The following is a 17,588-nucleotide window of genomic DNA, read 5'->3' as shown; positions in this document are numbered from 1 at the left end:
CGTCGCCGCGGCTCTGCTCACCGCGCCCGCGCACGACGCCGCCGCGGCCACGCCGTCCGGCGGCACCCTCGACGCCGGCCGCACGAGCGTCACCTGGCAGAGCCCCACGTACGCCGCCGGCACCGTCGACAGTCCCGACAAATGCCCCGCGCCCGCGGACGATCCGGACGGGAAGGTCTGCGACCGCTTCGACCTGAAGGTGGCGGTGCCGGACGGATACTGGGACGACAACCCGGAGGGCGGCGTGCCGGTCTCCGTCGAGTGGACGAAGCGGCGCAGCGACGACTTCGACCTGTACGTCTACGACGACGCGGGCAAGCAGGTCGCCTCCAGCGCGGGCACGGCGGACCCCGAGGCGACCGTCATCCCGAAGGCGAACGGCACGTACCACGTGGTGGTCGTCCCCTACGACGTGCACGACAACTCCTTCGTCGGCACGGCGTACTTGCCGCGGACGAAGGACGCCGGGAACCTGACCTCGTTCAGCGGAGGCGACGGCAGCTACGAGTTCGCCGCCGGCGGCCTGAAGGCACGGGCCGACTTCCTCAAGGGCGGCCGACTGCGGCTCCAGGCGGATCCGTCGGGCAGGTTCTCCGACCCGGCCGGCTCCCGGATCGTGCGCCGCCGGCCCGCCGTGGACCGGCGCACGTCGTCCTTCGACGCGGGCGCGTACTACGGCATCCGGTCGAAGGACGCGGTGCTGCGGGTGTACAAGAAGCCGCTCCGCTTCGGCCTGTACAAGCCGGACAACCGCACGCGCATCTGGCAGGAGGACAAGCCGCTGCGCTGGTCCACCCACGGCATGCGGCAGAGCCTGGAGCGCGGCGCCGACGAGCAGTTCTTCGGCGGCGGCGAGCAGAACGGCTCCTTCTCGCACCGCGGCCAGACGATCCACGTCGCCAACAACACGAACTGGAACGAGGGCGGATACCCCAACTCCCAGCCGTTCTACCTCTCTTCGGCCGGTTACGGCGTCTACCGCAACACGTTCGCGCCCGGCCTGTACGACTTCGGCCCCTCCGTCCGCACGGGCCAGCAGGAGCGCCGCCTGGACGCGTACTACTTCATCGGTGACGCCAAGCAGGTCATCGGCGACTACACGTCCCTGGTCGGCAAGCCGTTCATGCCGCCGGTCTACGGCCTCGAACCCGGCGACTCCGACTGCTACCTGCACAACGCCAACCAGGGCGAGCGCCACACCCTGGACGCGCTGAAGGTCGCCGACGGGTATGTGAACCACCGGATGCCGCTCGGCTGGATGCTCGTCAACGACGGCTACGGCTGCGGCTACGAGAACCTGAAGCAGACCGCAGACGGACTCCACCAGCGGGGCGCCCAGCTCGGCCTGTGGACCGAGGACGGCATCGACAAGCTCGCCCAGCAGGTCAAGGCGGGCCAGCGCGTCGCCAAGCTCGACGTCGCCTGGGTCGGCGGCGGCTACGGCATGGCCCTGGACGCCTGCGACAAGGCGAAGGCGGGCATCGAGGACAACAGCGACGCGCGCGGATTCGTGTGGCTGCCGGTGTCCTGGGCGGGCGCCCAGCGCTGCGGCGTGCTCTGGTCGGGCGACCAGAAGCTGTCGTGGGACTACATCCGCTGGCAGATCCCGACGTACGCGGGGTCGACGATGTCCGGCATCGCGTACAACACCGGTGACGTGGGCTCGATCTTCGGCCACGATCCCAGGATGTTCGCCCGCGACCTCCAGGCCAAGACGTTCCTTCCCGCCATCATGACGATGGACGGCTGGGCGCGGGACCTCACCACCGGCGAGAAGGCCAACCAGCAGCCGTGGGTGGACGGCGATCCGTACACGTCGATCAACCGCAAGTACCTCCAGCTGCGCGAACGCCTGCTGCCGTACCTGTACACGCTGGCCGCGCAGGCGGCGAGGACCGGTGTCGGCGGGGTCCGGCCGCTGTACCTGGAGTACCCGCACGACCCGAACGCCCTCGGGGCGAACGCCACGTACGAGTACCTGTCAGGGGACGACTTCCTCGTGGCCCCGGTGTACAAGGACTCCGCCACCCGCGACGGCATCTACCTGCCCAAGGGCACGTGGACCGACTACTGGTCCGGGAGGACCTACCACGGTCCGACCACCGTGAACGGCTACCACGCGCCGCTCGACACGCTGCCCCTGTTCGTCAGGTCGGGCGCGATCGTGCCGATGTGGCCCAAGGGCACGACGTCGTGGAAGACGCGCGACAAGGGCGAGCTGGACTGGGACGTGTACGCGGGGCGGCCGGGCCACAGCGCTTACACCCTGTACGAGGACGACGGTGTCACCCGTCAGTTCAGCAAGGGCGCCTCGGCGACGCAGCGCGTCTCGCTCGACACCGGCCGGCGCGGCAGCCTGATCCAGGTCGGTGCGAGCCGGGGCGACTACGAGGGCAAGGTGAGGGCGCGTGCCTACACCCTCACCGTGCACGGCGCCGCGGCGCCGCACCGCGTCACGGTGGACGGCCGTGCCCTGCCCGATTCGGCGTGGTCGTACGACGCGGGCAAGGGAGTGACGACCGTGCGGACCGGGTCCCGGCCGACGGACCGGTCCTTCACGGTGCGGCTGAGCTGAGCCGGGCCGACCGCGTGGGGCGGGTGGCGATGCGACCGCCCGCCCCTTCGGCCGGTTCCGCCGGCCTCAGTCGACCCGCTCCGACTCGTGCCAGCCGGAGTGCAGCGCCCGGTACTCGTCGGCGGTCGCCTTCGGCACGTACGTCCCCGGTCCGAACATCGCCTTGGCGAGCCGGGCGCGGACCCGCTGGGCGGGCGTGAAGCGGCGCGCCACGCCGTTCTCGTCGACCGCGGGCCCCAACTCGTAGGGCCGCGGCTGCTCGTGGGCGGTGAGCCGGTACAACTCGGCGGGGGCGAGCGGTTCGTGCACCTCGATGAACTCGCCGTGCGGCAGCCGCTTGATCGTGCCGGTCTCCCTGCCGTGCAGTGCCTTGGCGTGGTCGCGGCGCTGCAGCCCGACGCAGATCCGCCGCGTGACGGCGAAGGCGAGCGCCGGCACCACGAAGAAGCCGATCCGCACCGACCACGTGATGGCGTTGATCGACAGGTGCAGCCGCGTGGCGACGATGTCGTTGCCGCCGCCGACGAGGAGCACCCCGTACAGGCTCAGCCAGGCCACGCCGAGGCCGGTCCTGGTGGGCCGGTTGCGCGGGCGTTCGGCGATGTGGTGCTCGCGGCGGTCGCCCGTGATCCACGCCTCCGCGAACGGGTACACCGCCATGAACGTCATGACCAGCGGGAACAGCATGAACGGGATGAACACGCCCAGGACCAGAGTGTGCCCCCAGGCGTTGATCTCCCATCCCGGCATCACCCGGATCAGCCCCTCGGAGAAACCCAGATACCAGTCGGGCTGGGCTCCGGTCGTGACGAGGTCGGTTCGGTACGGCCCGAACAGCCACACGGGGTTGATGGTCGCTGCCGCGCCCATCACGGCGAGCACCCCGAACACCAGGAAGAAGAAGCCGCCCGCCTTCGCCATGTAGACCGGCATGAACGGCGAGCCGATGACGTTCTTCTCGGTGCGCCCCGGCCCCGCGAACTGCGTGTGCTTGTGGTGGAAGACCAGAATCAGGTGGAGCACCACCAGGCCCAGCATGATGCCCGGCAACAGCAGGATGTGGACCGGATAGAGCCGGGCGATGAAGTCGTCGCCCGGGAACTCGCCGCCGAACAGGAACATCGACACATAGGTGCCGATGACCGGGATCGACAGGATCGCGCCCTCGGCGAACTTCAGGCCCGTGCCGGACAGCAGATCGTCCGGGAGCGAGTACCCGGTCAGGCCGGTGAGGATGGCGAGCATCAACAGGGTCCACCCGAAGAGCCAGTTGAGTTCGCGCGGCTTGCGGAAGGCGCCCGTGAAGAACACGCGCATCATGTGGCAGACCATGCCCGCGACGAAGACGAGCGCCGCCCAGTGGTGGATCTGCCGGATGAGCAGACCGCCGCGCACATCCATGCTGATGTGCACGGTCGACCGGTAGGCCCCCGAGACCAGGATGCCCTTGAGCGGCGTGTAGGAGCCGTTGTAGACGACCTCGGAGGCGGTCGGCTGGAAGTACAGCGTCAGAAAGACGCCGGTGAGGACGAGGATGACGAAGCTGTACAGGCAGATCTCGCCGAACATGAACGACCAGTGGTCGGGATAGACCTTCCGCAGCTGGGATCTGCCGATCCGGTAGAGGCCGAGCCGGCTGTCCGCCCGGTCGGCGAGCCGCTCCCCGCCGCCGGGTGGTCGCGCCCTTCGCCCACCCTCGTCGCCCCTGCTGCCGCGCTCGCTGTTCCCGCTCATGCGACTCCCCCTCGAAGGCCGGTGAGGCCCTGTCAGGTTAGGGCTCCGCCCGGCCCCGGGGACAGAGGGCGTCAGGCGCGGTCGCCGAACTCCTCGACCGCCGCCGCCACCATGGTCTCCAGACGGTCGTGGTGCGCGCCGCGCCAATACACGCGGCCGCAGTCGGCGCACTGCGCGAAGACGTCGTACGTGGCACGGGTGCCGCCTTCGAGGCGGTCCGCCACGTCCTCCTTGACGGCGTCGGCCAGCAGGCCGTTGCATGCCGTGCAGCGGGTCCACGGGCGCAACCGCGGCGAGAACCGCCCCAGGACGTCACGCAGTTGGTCGTCGGGCCGGTCGCTGTAGACGTAGGCGCCCGCCCACAGTTCACGCCGCCGCAGCAGGCCGCGGTCGCGGCTGAGCAGGACACGGCGTTCGGCCGCGGACCGGGCGGCGAGCGCCGGGTCGCCGATGTCGCTCGCCTCGTAGGCCGCGTCGACGCCGAGCAGGCGCAGCCGCCGGGCGAGCGTGCCGAGATGGACATCGAGCAGGAACCGCAACGGGGCGCCCGGCACCCGCTGGGGGCGCTCGACGGGCCTGACCTCGACGCGTTCGCCCGCGCCCGGCACATGGGCCGCGGGGGCCTGGCGCCCGTCCACCACGAGGGCACCGACCTCGGTGAGCGGAATCCCGAGCGATTCCACGACATGGCCGAGGCTCGACGAACCGTCGGTGACCAGACCATCGGCCGGGTCGCGGCGCCCCGCGGGGACGAACAGGCGGAGCTCGGGAGCTACTTCGACGAAGATCTCGGGACCGTTCATCGGGCCAGAATGCCATGTCCCGCGGACACGGCCGGCGGAGATGACCTGTGCGTTCGTCGTGCCGATCACGGCCCGTGGGAGTACGTTGCCCTATCAGTGACTGCCACGTACGACAGGAAGTGACCATCACACCGATGCGGGAACTCGAAGTGCCCCGCCTGGCGCGTCCCTTGGCGTCCGGCGGTCTGGCCGACTCCGTCTTCACGGCCGCGCTGGAGGAGCCGCGGCGGGTGCAGTTCGAGGAGGCGGTGGCCGGGAGCGCGGCCGGATCCGCACGGCGGCCGGTCACCGCGGCCCGGTTCGCCGCCGATGTCGCGGCCGTGGCGCGCGGGTTCCTCGCCGACGGGATCCGGCCCGGCCACCGGGTCGTCGTGATGTCCCGCACCCGCTACGAGTGGACCCTGGTCGCGTACGCGCTGTGGGCCGTCGGCGCGGTGGTGGTGCCGGTCTATCCGACGTCGTCGGCCGAGCAGGTGCGGTGGATCCTGCGCGGCACCGGGGCCGTGGGCGTGGTGGTGGAGGACGACCACACCGCGATGACGGTGGCGGCCGCGTACGGGGCCCGGACCGATCTGACCCGGCTGTGGCAGCTGGACGCGGGCGGCATCGACACGCTCGTCGAGGCGGGCGCGGCCGTCGAGGAGGTGCACGTCCACCAGCTGCGCGCCGGGGTGCGGCCGCACGACACCGCCGTGATCTGCTACACGTCCGGCACCACCGGGCGCCCCAAGGGCTGTGTCATCACCCATCACAATCTGGCGGCCGAGACGGACAACCTCCTGGCCGGCTGGGGCGAGCTGCTCGCACCACCGGGCGAGCGCCCCTCGCTCCTGGCGTTCCTGCCGCTCGCCCACTGCTACGGCCTGATGGTCGTGGTCAGCGCCGTGCGCGGCGGCGTGACCGTCGCCCATCAGCCGGACCTCTCCCCCGGCGCGCTGCTCCCGGCGCTGGCCGCCTTCCGGCCCACCTTCCTGTTCGCCGTTCCGTACATCTTCGAGCGGATCCTCGGCAGCGCACGCGCGGCCGCTCAGAGCGGCGGCCACAGCGCCCTGTTCGAGCGGGCCGCGCGGACCGCGGTGCGGTACGCGGCGCAGGCTCAGCGGCACGCCGCCGGTCAGGGGCCGGGACCCGGCGCGCGCCTTCGGCTGCGGCACGCCGTGTACGACCGGCTGGTCTACGCGAAGGTGCGCGAGGTGTTCGGCGGGCGCATGCGTAGCGCCGTGTCGGGCGGCTCCCCGCTCTCTCGTGACCTCGGGCTCTTCTTCGCGGGCTGCGGCATCACCGTGTACGACGGGTACGGCCTGACCGAGACGACCGCCGCGGTCACCGCGCAGCCGGTGGGCGCGGTGCGGCACGGCACCGTGGGCCGGCCGCTGCCCGGCAACGCCGTGCGGATCGCCGACGACGGGGAGATCCAGGTCCGCGGCGACGTGGTGTTCGCCGGGTACCTGGACGATCCGCAGGCGAACGCGGCGGCGGTGCGGGACGGCTGGTTCGCCACCGGTGACCTGGGGCGGTTCGACCCGGACGGCTATCTCGTCATCACCGGCCGCAAGAAGGACATCATCATCACCAGCGGCGGCAAGAGCGTCTCGCCGCAGGTCCTCGAGGAGGAGCTGCGCGCGCATCCGTTGATCTCGGGCTGCCTCGTGGTGGGCGACAACCGTCCGTACGTGGCCGCGCTGATCACGCTCGACCCCCAGGCGCTGGCCAGCTGGCAGATACTCAAGGGCCGTCCGACGACCGGGCCCGAGGCGGCACGGGACGACGACGAGCTGCGCGGGCACATCCAGCGCGCCGTCTCGCGGGCCAACTCCCGTGTCTCGCGGGCGGAGTCGATCCGGGCGTTCCGCGTGCTGCCGCGTGAGTTCGCCACGCAGCAGGGTCTGCTGACGCCGTCCCTGAAGGTGCGGCGGTCCGCGGTGCTCCGGACGTACGCGAAGGAGATCGAGGAGCTCTACGCGTCCAGGTAGGGCGCCCGCTCCCCGGGGAGGACGCCCGCGCGTTCAGCCATGTTGATTTCTGTGCACAACAACGCACAACGATTGACACTCTGCCCTCAACTGGTGAGACTCCAAGGGCAGTTCAGCATATTCGCTCAGAACCACCCATCCTCACCGCACCCACTCCCACAGGATGTGTCATGCGACGCCGCACCCGCCGCACCGTACGCAGACTCCTGCCCGCTCTCCTCTCCCTGACGCTTCTCGGCCTCGGCGCGGCCCCGGGTTCGGCCCACCCCCGAACGCGCGCCGGCGGCCACGCCCCGTACGCCGGTTACCTCTTCGCCTACTTCACGGGTGAGGACAAGGCCGACGGCGAGCAGATCCACTACGCCCTCAGCCGGGGCGACGACCCGCTGCACTGGCGCGAGTTGAACGCCGGAAAGCCGGTCCTGACCTCCACGATCGGCGAGAAGGGGCTGCGCGACCCGTTCGTGATGCGCTCCCCGGACGGCAAGCACTTCTACATGATCGCCACCGATCTGCGCATGTACGGGAACAGCAGCGGCAGCTGGGACCACGTCCAGCGGCACGGCAGCAGGTCGATCATGATCTGGGACTCCACGGACCTCGTCCACTGGACCGACCAGCGCCTGGTGGAGGTGGCGCCGGACAACGCGGGCAACGCCTGGGCCCCTGAGGGCTACTGGGACTCCGAGCGCGGCGAGTACGTCGTCTTCTGGGCGTCGAAGCTGTACGCGGCGGACGACCCGGACCACACGGGCAGCACGTACAACAAGATGATGTACGCGACGACGAAGGACTTCCGCACATTCAGCGAGGCGAAGGTGTGGGACGACCCCGGGTACTCGGTGATCGACTCGACCGTCATCAGGAACAACGGCACCTACTACCGCTACACGAAGGACGAGCGGGACCCGTCCTCGTCGTCGCCCTGCTCGAAGTTCATCACGGCCGAGAAGTCCGAGGACCTGACCAGCAACTCCTACGACTTCGTCGCCGACTGCATCGGCAAGGGGGCGATGGACCGCGGCGAGGGGCCGACGGTCTTCAAGTCCAACACCGGGAACAAGTGGTACCTGTTCATCGACGAGTACGGTGAGCGCGGATACGTCCCGTTCGAGACCACCGACCTCGACTCGGGCGAGTGGACCCCGTCGAGCGACTACCAGCTCCCCGCGAGCCCGCGGCACGGCACGGTGATGCCGGTGACGCAGGCCCAGTACGACCGGCTCCTGCGGGCCTACGCGCCCACCGGCAGCTCCCTCATGGACGCCACCGCGCCCGGCCAGAAGGACTACGCGGTGGTCACCGACTCCGCCGCCGAGATCGTGCTGCCGATGCGGCCGGGCGCCGACCTGTCCCACCTCGCGCCGAAGCTGTGGTCGGCCGACGGCGCCCGGATCAGCCCGCCTTCGGGCACCCCGCGCGACTTCCGCACGCCGCGTACGTACCGGGTGAGGTCCGCCGACGGCACCGTACGCACCTGGACGGTGGAGGCGGTGCCGACGCGCAGCCCGGTCCTGCCGGGCCTCAACGCCGACCCGGACATCGAGTACCTGGACGGCCGGTACTGGATCTACCCGACGACGGACGGCTTCCGCGGCTGGAGCGGCACCACGTTCACCGCCTGGTCGTCGAAGGACCTCGCGCACTGGACGCCGCACGGCACCGCGCTCGATCTGGGCCCCGACGTCGGCTGGGCCGACAAGAACGCCTGGGCCCCGGCGGCGACGGAGAAGAACGGCAAGTACTACCTGTACTTCTGCGCCGAGCAGCAGATCGGCGTCGCGGTCGCCGACAACCCGGCGGGCCCGTTCAAGGACGCGCTCGGCACACCGCTGATCGCCAAGGGCCAGTTCTCCGGCCAGATGATCGACCCGGCCGTCTTCACCGACACGGACGGCAGAAAGTACCTGTACTGGGGCAACGGCCACGCGTACGTGGTGCCGCTCGACGACGACATGGTGTCGTTCGACGCCTCGAAGGTGAAGGACATCACCCAACCGGGTTTCCGCGAGGGCTCGTTCGTGGCCAAGCGCAAGGGCACGTACTACTTCATGTGGTCCGAGGACGACACGCGCTCGGTGGACTACCACGTCGCCTACGCCACGGGCCCCTCCCCGGTCGGACCGTGGACCGAGCGCGGCACGATCCTTTCCAAGCGCCCCGAGTACGGCATCCTCGCCACCGGTCACCACTCGGTGGTCCAGGTCCCCGGCACGGACGACTGGTACATCGCCTACCACCGGTTCGCCCTGAACGGTCCTGGCAGGCCGGGCGGCGACGGCACGCACCGCGAGACGACGATCGACCGGCTGCGGTTCGCACCGGACGGCTCGATCGAGCCCGTCGTGCCGACGCTGGAGTCGGTCAGGGCGCGGCCGGCGCCACTGCGTGGAACACGTCAAGCTCCCTGACGAACTCGTCCACGGCGCACCGCGCTTGAGCGGGGCACCCACGCGAGCACACCGGGACGGCCCGGCCGGCAGAAGGTCGCCGGCCGGGCCACCGGGGGCGCCTGGCTCGGGGCCGTCTACTGGAGCGCTTCGCGGATCGCGTAGTACGCGGGCTTGGGCTGCAGATACTCGTCCCACGGCAGCGCCGCGCCCTCGCCCGGGAAGACCGACGGGATCCAGGAGTGCCGGTCCGAGTAGCCCCACAGCGTGATGCCGACGCAGCGCCGCACGGCCAGGCAGGCGCGGGTGATCCGGCCGTACCAGTCGGCCTGCTCCGCCAACTTCGTCGGGTCCGACGGGAGGGTCATGCGGATGTCGAGCTCGGTGAAGGCGACGTCGACGCCGAGATCGGCGAAGCGCTGCAGGTTCTGCTGGACCTCGTCCGGGAAGCCGTACTGGAGCGCCAGGTGTCCTTGGAAGCCGAGTCCGTCGATCGGCACGCCTTGCGCCTTGAGGCGCTGGATCAGCGTGTAGTAGGCGTTCGACTTCGCGCCGATCCCGTCGATGTTGTAGTCGTTGAGGTAGAGCTTGACGTGCGGGTCGGCCTCGTGGGCCCAGCGCAGGGCGTCGGCGATGTAGCCGGGGCCGATGGTGGTGTAGAAGATGTTCTGCCGGTAACTGCCGTCGTCGTTCATGATCTCGTTGGCGACGTCCCAGGCGAAGACCTTGCCCCGGTAGTGGGTCACCACGTTGTGGATGTGGTTTTTGAGCACCGCGCGCAGCTGGTCGGCGGTCCAGGTGCGGGAGGTGAGCCAGTTGGGCAGCTGGTTGTGCCAGAGCAGGGTGTGGCCGCGGACCTTGAGGTGGTGGGCCTCGGCGAAGGCGACTATCTCGTCGCCCTTGGTGTAGTCGAAGACGCCCTGCTGGGGTTCTGTGGCGTCCCACTTCATGCCGTTGCCGGGAGTGGTGGCGCCGAACTCGCTGCCGAGGAGGTCGGCGTAGGCGGTGTCGGACAGTTCGGGGTTGTCGACGGCGGAGCCGAAGTAGCGGCCGTGCTGTTCTGCGAGGTCGTTGAGCGTGGCGGCCTTGTGGCCGTGGTGGCCCGGCCCGTGATGCCCGCCCTGGGCGGCCTGGGCGGCGGGGGCCGCGGCGAGGGCACCGAGCAACAGGGCCGTCGCGGCGGTCAGCGCGGCGGCTCTGGGCCTGCGGGCGCCGACGCCGCGGCGCGGCCGTGCGGGGGGTGTGCGCATGGTACGTCTCCTTGAGTCGGTTGTCCGGAGGTGCGGTGTTACTTGACGCGCGTCTCGCACCTCATCCGGCGTCCGTGACCCACCTCCCGTACCGGCCCGGTCAGGGTCAGCGGCACGGTGTGGCGGACGACGGAGCTGGAGGCGCAGACGCGCAGTTCGAGGGCGCCGGGTTCGACGACGCGGCGGCCGTCGGCGCCGGTGTACGCGGCGAGGTCCGCCGGAAGGACGGCGTGCACCTGCGCCGAGGCGCCGGGCTCCAGCGGGACTCGTACATAGCCGACGAGCCTGGCCTCGGGGCGGGCGACGGTGCCGACGGGGTCGTGGAGGTAGAGCTGGACGACATCGGTGCCGGGCCGGTCGCCGGTGTTGCGGACGGTGAGCCGGATCGTGGTCTCGCCGTCCGTGGCCAGTTCGGGGGCGTCGCAGTGCGGTTCGCTCCAGTCGAACGTGGTGTAGGACAGGCCGTGGCCGAACGGGTGGAGCGGGGTGGGATCCACCGTGCTGGGCTCGCCGCGCAGGCCGAGCGGCGGGACCAGGTACGGGGCGGGCTGGCCGCCGGGGCGGCGCGGCACGGCGACCGGCAGGCGTCCTGAGGGGCCGACCCGCCCCGACAGGACGCCCGCGACGGCGGCGCCACCCTCCTGGCCGGGGAAGAATGCCTGGACGCAGGCGGCCGCCCGGTCGGCCCAGCGGCCGAGGGCGTAGGGCCTTCCGCTGAGCACGACGATGACGGTGGGGGTACCGGAGTCGAGCGTTCGGTCGAGCAACTCTCCTTGCCCGTACGGGAGTCGCAGGTCCTCCGCGTCGCAGCCCTCGCCCGAGGAGCCCCGCCCGAACAGGCCCGAGCGGTCGCCGACGACGGCGAGGCAGATGTCGGCGCCGGCCGGGTCGTCGGTGAAGGCGGTGCCGGGGAACTCGGCGCGCAGCGCCTCGGCGAACGTCGCCACCTCGATGCCGTCGGGCAGTTCGGGGTGGTTGACGCCGACGTGCCGGGGGAAGGTGTAGCAGCCGAGCATGGCGGCCTGTTCGTGGGCGAGGGGCCCGACGACGGCGATACGCCGACCGTCGCCGTCCGCCAGCGGGAGAATCCCCGTGTCGTTGGCGAGCAGCACCACGGACTCCTCGGCGACCTTGCGGGCCAGGTCCCGCATGTGCGGCGGGTTCAGGTCGACGGGGCTGTCGCCGCCACCGGGCACGGGTTCCCAGTCGGGGTCGAGCAGACCCAGTTCGCATTTCTGGGTGAGCACGCGCAGCACGGCCCGGTCGAGCAGGTCCTCGGGGAGGCTCCCGGATGTGGTGAAGCAGCGGGCGGCGGGGAGTTCGACGTCGACTCCCGCGGCGAGGGCGAGCCGGGCCGCGTCGTGTTCGCCGTCGGCCACCTTGTGCGCGGAGTCCAGGAACGGGACACCGAAGTAGTCGGAGACCACGGTTCCAGTGAACTGCCATGTATCGCGCAGGAGTTGAGTGAGGAGGTGGGTGTGGGCGTGGGCGGGCAGGCCGTCGATGTCGTTGTAGGCGGGCATCACGGAGCGGGCGCCGCCGTCGCGCAGCGCCATCTCGAACGGCGGCAGGATCACGTCGGCGAGTTCGCGCGGCCCGAGCGGTGCGGGCGCGTGGTTGCGGGCGCCGCGCGAGGCCGAGTATCCGGCGAAGTGCTTGAGGGTGGCGACGATCCCGGCCGCTTCGAGGCCGCGTACGTACGCGGTGCCGATGGTGGCGACCAGGTACGGGTCCTCGCCGATGGCCTCCTCGGTGCGGCCCCAGCGCGGGTCGCGGACGACGTCGAGGACGGGGGCCAGGCCCTGGTGGACGCCGGCCGCCCGCATCGACGCGCCGATCGACTCCGCCATCTCCGTGATGAGGGCGGGGTCGAAGGTGGCGCCCCAGGCCAGAGGGCTCGGGAAGACGGTGGCCTGCCAGGCGGTGAATCCGGTCAGGCACTCCTCGTGGGCGAGGGCGGGCAGGCCGAACCGGTTGCCGGCCTGGATGCGGCGCTGGAGTTCGGCGAGCCGGGCGGCGCCTTCGGTGGGTTCGACGGGGACCGTGCCGTAGGGGCGGGTGAGGTGGCCGAGGCCGTGCGGCAGCAGGGCGTCGAGGGCGGCGCTGTGTGCGGTGTACCGGTGCTGGCCGGGGGCGACGGCCACGGGCGCGGGGGCGCCTTCGCCCGTGTCGGCGGCGGTGTCGGCGGCGGTACCGGTGTCGCTGCCGAGCCAGACGCCGACGAGCTGCGCGGTCTTCTCCTCGGTGGTCATCCGGGCGAGCAGGTCCGCCGCGCGGCGGTGGGCGGGCAGGCTGGTGTCCTGCCAGGGCGTGGCCGTGGTGTCCTGCCGGGGCGTGGCCATGGAACTCCTCTGGTGCGGGGGTGGGCGGGGAGGTGCGGGTGTGGGGGCCGTTGTCAGCCCTTGGTCGCGCCCAGCGTGATGCCGCCGATCAGCTGGCGCTCGGCGACGGCGTAGAAGGCGAGGGCGGGGGCCATCGACAGGACGAGGTAGGCGAAGATGCGGGCCGTGTCGCTGGAGTACTGGCCCTGGAACTGCTGGACTCCGACCGGGATGGTCCACCAGGTGGGTTCGCTGAAGACGAGCAGCGGGAGCAGGAAGTTGTTCCAGCTGGTCACCACGGCGAGGACGGAGACGGTGCCGAGTGCGGGCCGCGCCATCGGCAGCAGGATGCGCCAGAAGAAGCCGAACGCGGAGCAGCCGTCGAGTGTGGCCGCCTCCTCGATCTCGCCGGGGATCTCCCGGAAGAAGTTGCGCAGGATGACGATGGTCATCGGCAGCCCGAACGCCGCCTGCGGCAGGATGACACCCCACGGGTTGTCGAGCAGGCCGAAGGTGCGCAGGAGCACGAAGAGCGGAAGGATCGCCACGGCGAACGGGAACATCAGCCCGACCGTGAAGAGAGTGAAGAGGAACTCCCGTCCGCGGAAGGCGAACCGGGCGAGGGCGAACGCGGCGAGCGCCGCGGCGCCGACGGTCAGGGCGGTGGTTCCGAGGGCGATCAGGGTGGAGGAGCCGAGCATCCGCCAGAACGCGCTGTCCTCCAGGATGCGAGTGTAGTTCTGCGTCACCCAGGGCGAGGGCAGGCCGAACGCGTTGCCGGAGAGCTGGTCGGTGGACTTGAAACCGGAGATGAGCGCGTAGAGCAGCGGCGTCACCATGACGACGCCGATCACCCACACGGTCACGTACAGCGGGACGGAGCGCAGTCGGCGCCGCCGCCTGACCTGACGCGCCGTCATCGGGATCCGGGGGGCCGTCTGTGTCGTCATCGGGATCCCCGCATGGTGGTGAGGGCGCCTTCGGTGTCGCGGCGCAGCACGAAGCGCTGGTAGAAGAGGGCGAAGACGAAGCTGATGAGGAACATCACGATCGAGATCGCGCTGGCGTACCCCATCTGGTAGCGCTTGAAGCCGAACTGGAACATCGTGACCGCCATGGTCTCGGAGTGGTGGTCGGGGCCGCCCTGCGTCACCACCCACACCAGGTCGAAGAGCTGGATCGCGCCGATCACCGACAGGAAGACGCTCAACCGGATCGTCGGCCCGAGCAGCGGCAGGGTGATGTGCCGAAAGCGCTGCCAGGTACCGGCCCCGTCGATACGGGCGGCTTCCGTGAGTTCGGGCGGTATCCCCTGCAGGCCGGCAAGCAGCAGCATCATGTGGAAACCGAAGTACTTCCAGGTCATGACCAAGAAGAGGGTCGCCATGACGGTGCTCTGGCCGGAGAACCACAGGCCGCCGACGCCGTCGAGTCCGACGGCGCCGAGGACCTTGTCGGCGAGCCCGCTGTCCGGAGCGAAGATCATCGAGAACAGCACGCCGGTGATGACCTCGGACAGGACGTACGGCGCGAAGAACAGCATCCGGTAGACGGCCCGGCCGCGCAGTTTCTGGTTGAGGAGCACGGCCATGGCGAGCGCGAACGGCAGTTGCAGGCCGAGCGAGAGCAGCACCAGGAGCAGCCCGCGCCACAGGTCGCCGAGGAACACCGGGTCCTGGAACAGCCGCGTGAAGTTGTCCACGCCCACGAAGTCCGACGGAGAGCCGAATCCGCCCCACTTGAAGAAGGAGACGTACGCGGCGTACAGGATCGGGACCGCCACGAACACGAGGAAGAGCGCGAGCCCGGGGACGGTGAAGAGGAAGGCGGTCAGCCAGTCGCGGGCCCGTCGGGTCAGGGGCCGCCGGTTCCTGTCCTGGCCGCCCCGCGGCGCCTCGCCCAGGGCGGGGGGCGCGTCCTTGATCTGGGTCGACGTCATGGTCATCTACTGGTTCTTGGCGACCTGGGTGATGGAACGGGCCACCTGCTCGGGGGACTTGGAGCCCGCGATGAGCGCGGCCACCGAGTCGTTGACCTCCTGGCCGACGGCGGGCGGGTATGCCTGGTCGAGGTAGAGCTGGAAGGCGGTGGAGTTGTTCAGGAGGTCGAAGACGGCCTTCAGGTTGGGGTCGGTGAGCGCGTCCTTGGCCTTGGTGTTCACCGGGATCATGCCGCCCTCCTTGACGAGGCGGCTGTCGCTGTCGGGGCCGACGAACCACTTCAGGAAGTCGAGGGCCGCCTTGGGTCCGCCCTTGCGGAGCGCGTAGCCGCCCCCGCCGCCGAAGACGTCGGTGGACTTCCCCTTGCCGCCCTCGACGTTCGGGAAGGGGAAGAAGCCGAGGTCGTGGCCGATACCCTTGCCTTCCGACTTCTGCACGTTGGGGGCCCACTGCCCCATCAGCTCCATGGCCGCCTTGGCGTTGCCCATGGTGGCGGCCTCACCGGTCGGGCCGGGGTAGGCGGCGCCGAGGAAGCCCTTCTGGAACGGCTTCAGGTCGACGAGTTCCTTGAGGTGCTCGCCCGCCTTGACGAAGTCGTCCCCGGTGAAGTCCTTCGCGTCCGCGGCCTTCTGCATGCCGTCGACACCGGCGAGGCGGATCGCCAGATACGCCCAGTAGTACATGCCGGGCCACTTCTCCTTGCCCGCGAGGGCGATCGGGGTGATGCCGGTGGCCTTCAGCTTCCTGACGGTGTCGAGCAGCTCGGACCAGGTCGTCGGCGGCGTGTCGATCCCGGCCTTCTTGAAGAGCGCCTTGTTGTACCAGAAGCCGACGGCTCCGATGTCGACGGGGATGGCGTAGGTCTTTCCGTCGAACTCGTACGCCTTGCGCGAGGCGGGCAGCAGGTCGCCGATCCAGTCCTTGACCTGGTCGGTGAGGTCCTCGGTGAGACCGGCGTCGACCTGCTGCTTGAGGACGCCGCCGCCCCAGGTGTTGTACAGGTCGGGCAGCTTGCCGGTGCCGACGAGGGCCGTCATCTTCGCCTTGAAGGCGTCGTTCTCCAGCGGCACGAGCTTGATCTTGACGTCGGGGTGCGCCTTCTCGTACGCCTTCGCCTGCTCGGGCCACAGGTGCTTGCCCGGCTCGGTGGTCTGGATGTGCCACCACTCGAAGACGGTCCTGCCCTGGCTGTCCGTGCCGCCGCCGGAGTCGGAGTCACCGCAGGACGTGAGCACCGCGGTGCCAAGACCCGCGACGGAGACCACTCCGAGGAACCGGCGGCGGGACAGGGACGAAGGAGTGGTGTGTGGCATGACGCACCTTCCGGAAGAGATCCGAAAACTATCGGGAGACGGCCACGGAAGTTACGGACATGCGGAGGGGGTGTCAACGCCCTTGACAAAAAAGGCCGCTGACACCCCCTGCGGAATGTGGCGTTCTACACCGCGCGCGGCTCTCCCGTACTGGCCCTGACCACGAGTTCCGTCGCCAGTTCGACCCGGGGCGAGGCGGGTGCGACCGACCGCGCCAGATCGATGACCGAACGGGCCGCCAGCTTCCCCATGTCCGCGAGTGGTTGACGCACGGTGGTGAGCGGCGGGGCCGACCACCGCACCTCCGGAAGGTCGTCGAAGCCGACGACGCTCATGTCCTCGGGCACGCGCAGTCCGCGCCTGCGCAGCGCCTCGATCGCGCCGAGCGCCATCTGGTCGCTGGCGGCGAAGACGGCGGTGGGCGGGTCGGCCAGGTCGAGCAGCTGGTTGCAGCCGGTGAACCCGGACTCGTGGTAGAAGTCGCCGGGTACGACCAGGGTCTCGTCCACCGGCACGCCCGCGACGTCGAGCGCGGCCCGGTAGCCGTCGAGCCTGGCCCGCGAGCAGAGCAGCCGGGGCGGGCCCTCGATGAACCCGATCCTGCGGTGGCCGAGGGCCAGCAGGTGCTCGGTGGCCGCCATGCCGCCCGCCCAGTTGGTGGCGCCGACGGTCGGTTCCTGAGAGGCGGGCGATCCGGCCGGGTCGACCACCACCAACGGCACGCCCAGGCGGCGCAGCTCGTCGTGGAGCCCCGGTTCGAGGGCCGACGTCACGAGGATGACGCCGTCCGACGCGCGGGCCCGCAGATTGGTCATCCACTGCCGGGCCGCGCCCGCCCGGCCGTGGATCGCCGAGACGACGGTTCCGAAGCCCGCCTCGTGCGCCACTTCCTCCACGCCCCGGATGATCTCCACGGCCCAGGGGCTGTCCAGGTCGTTGAAGACCAGGTCGAGCAGGGCCGCCCGGTCCGGCGCCCCCTGCCTGCGCCGGTAACCGTGGCGGTGCAGCAGGTCCTCGATACGGGCGCGGGTGGCGGGCGAGACGTCGGAGCGCCCGTTGACGACCCGCGAGACGGTCGGCACGGAGACCCCGGCCTCCCGAGCGATCTCGGTGATCGTCACCTTGGCCGGCCCGTCCGGGCTCCGCGTGGCTGACTTGCGCTGGGCGCCTTCCCGGGCCACGTTCCCCACCTCCGTCGCGTGAGCAGTGTGCGCTGATCTCCGGAAAATCTCCGAGTGTCTTCCGGAAAACCGTAAGGCACGTCGCGGCCGGCGCACCGCCTCAGGGGC

Annotated in this window: 11 protein-coding genes; 3 read left to right on the top strand and 8 right to left on the bottom strand. The window is 70.6% G+C overall.

Annotated features, from left to right (window positions below):
* Positions 1 to 2,575 (top strand): glycoside hydrolase family 31 protein (locus tag OFY01_RS24980; RefSeq protein WP_407700418.1); only part of this gene is annotated, 2,575 nt, incomplete at its 5' end.
* A gap of 66 nt (positions 2,576 to 2,641) precedes the next feature.
* Here the strand turns inward: OFY01_RS24980 and qcrB are convergent.
* Together qcrB and OFY01_RS24970 are read right to left on the bottom strand one after the other, a co-directional pair.
* The gene (gene qcrB, locus OFY01_RS24975; RefSeq protein ID WP_266603492.1) at positions 2,642 to 4,309 is read right to left on the bottom strand and encodes a cytochrome bc1 complex cytochrome b subunit; all 1,668 of its coding nucleotides are present in this window, start codon (positions 4,307 to 4,309) and stop codon (positions 2,642 to 2,644) included.
* A gap of 71 nt (positions 4,310 to 4,380) precedes the next feature.
* The gene (locus tag OFY01_RS24970) at positions 4,381 to 5,112 is read right to left on the bottom strand and encodes a Mut7-C RNAse domain-containing protein (RefSeq protein WP_266603490.1); all 732 of its coding nucleotides are present in this window, start codon (positions 5,110 to 5,112) and stop codon (positions 4,381 to 4,383) included.
* A gap of 134 nt (positions 5,113 to 5,246) precedes the next feature.
* On the opposite strand from OFY01_RS24970, the gene OFY01_RS24965 reads away from it, so the two are divergent.
* Together OFY01_RS24965 and OFY01_RS24960 are read left to right on the top strand one after the other, a co-directional pair.
* Positions 5,247 to 7,085, top strand: a complete 1,839-nt coding sequence (locus tag OFY01_RS24965) for an AMP-dependent synthetase/ligase (RefSeq protein WP_266603488.1) — start codon at positions 5,247 to 5,249, stop codon at positions 7,083 to 7,085.
* A gap of 170 nt (positions 7,086 to 7,255) precedes the next feature.
* Positions 7,256 to 9,496: a family 43 glycosylhydrolase gene (locus tag OFY01_RS24960; protein ID WP_266603486.1), complete on the top strand. Its 2,241-nt coding sequence runs from the start codon at positions 7,256 to 7,258 to the stop codon at positions 9,494 to 9,496.
* A gap of 116 nt (positions 9,497 to 9,612) precedes the next feature.
* Here OFY01_RS24960 and OFY01_RS24955 read toward each other — a convergent pair whose 3' ends face one another.
* From OFY01_RS24955 to OFY01_RS24930, 6 genes are all read right to left on the bottom strand, one after another.
* Complete coding sequence (locus OFY01_RS24955) at positions 9,613 to 10,725, bottom strand: endo-1,4-beta-xylanase (RefSeq protein WP_266603484.1); 1,113 nt, start codon at positions 10,723 to 10,725, stop codon at positions 9,613 to 9,615.
* Positions 10,726 to 10,763: 38 nt separating this feature from the next.
* Positions 10,764 to 13,067: a beta-glucosidase gene (locus tag OFY01_RS24950; protein WP_266603482.1), complete on the bottom strand. Its 2,304-nt coding sequence runs from the start codon at positions 13,065 to 13,067 to the stop codon at positions 10,764 to 10,766.
* Between the two features lie 53 nt (positions 13,068 to 13,120).
* The gene (locus OFY01_RS24945) at positions 13,121 to 13,996 is read right to left on the bottom strand and encodes a carbohydrate ABC transporter permease (protein WP_407700417.1); all 876 of its coding nucleotides are present in this window, start codon (positions 13,994 to 13,996) and stop codon (positions 13,121 to 13,123) included.
* Positions 13,993 to 14,985, bottom strand: a complete 993-nt coding sequence (locus tag OFY01_RS24940; protein WP_266603496.1) for a carbohydrate ABC transporter permease — start codon at positions 14,983 to 14,985, stop codon at positions 13,993 to 13,995. The genes OFY01_RS24945 and OFY01_RS24940 overlap by 4 nt, the downstream gene beginning before the upstream one ends.
* 6 nt (positions 14,986 to 14,991) lie before the next feature.
* A complete protein-coding gene (locus tag OFY01_RS24935) occupies positions 14,992 to 16,299 on the bottom strand; it encodes an extracellular solute-binding protein (RefSeq protein WP_266603480.1) in 1,308 nt (435 codons plus the stop codon).
* 125 nt (positions 16,300 to 16,424) lie between these two features.
* Positions 16,425 to 17,480, bottom strand: a complete 1,056-nt coding sequence (locus OFY01_RS24930; RefSeq protein WP_266603478.1) for a LacI family DNA-binding transcriptional regulator — start codon at positions 17,478 to 17,480, stop codon at positions 16,425 to 16,427.
* Positions 17,481 to 17,588: the final 108 nt, after the last annotated feature.

Origin of the sequence: Streptomyces beihaiensis, assembly GCF_026274175.1 — a bacterium.
Taxonomy (GTDB): domain Bacteria; phylum Actinomycetota; class Actinomycetes; order Streptomycetales; family Streptomycetaceae; genus Streptomyces; species Streptomyces beihaiensis.
The sequence above is the reverse complement of the archived record's forward strand: the minus strand, read 5'-3'. Positions and strand labels throughout refer to the sequence as shown.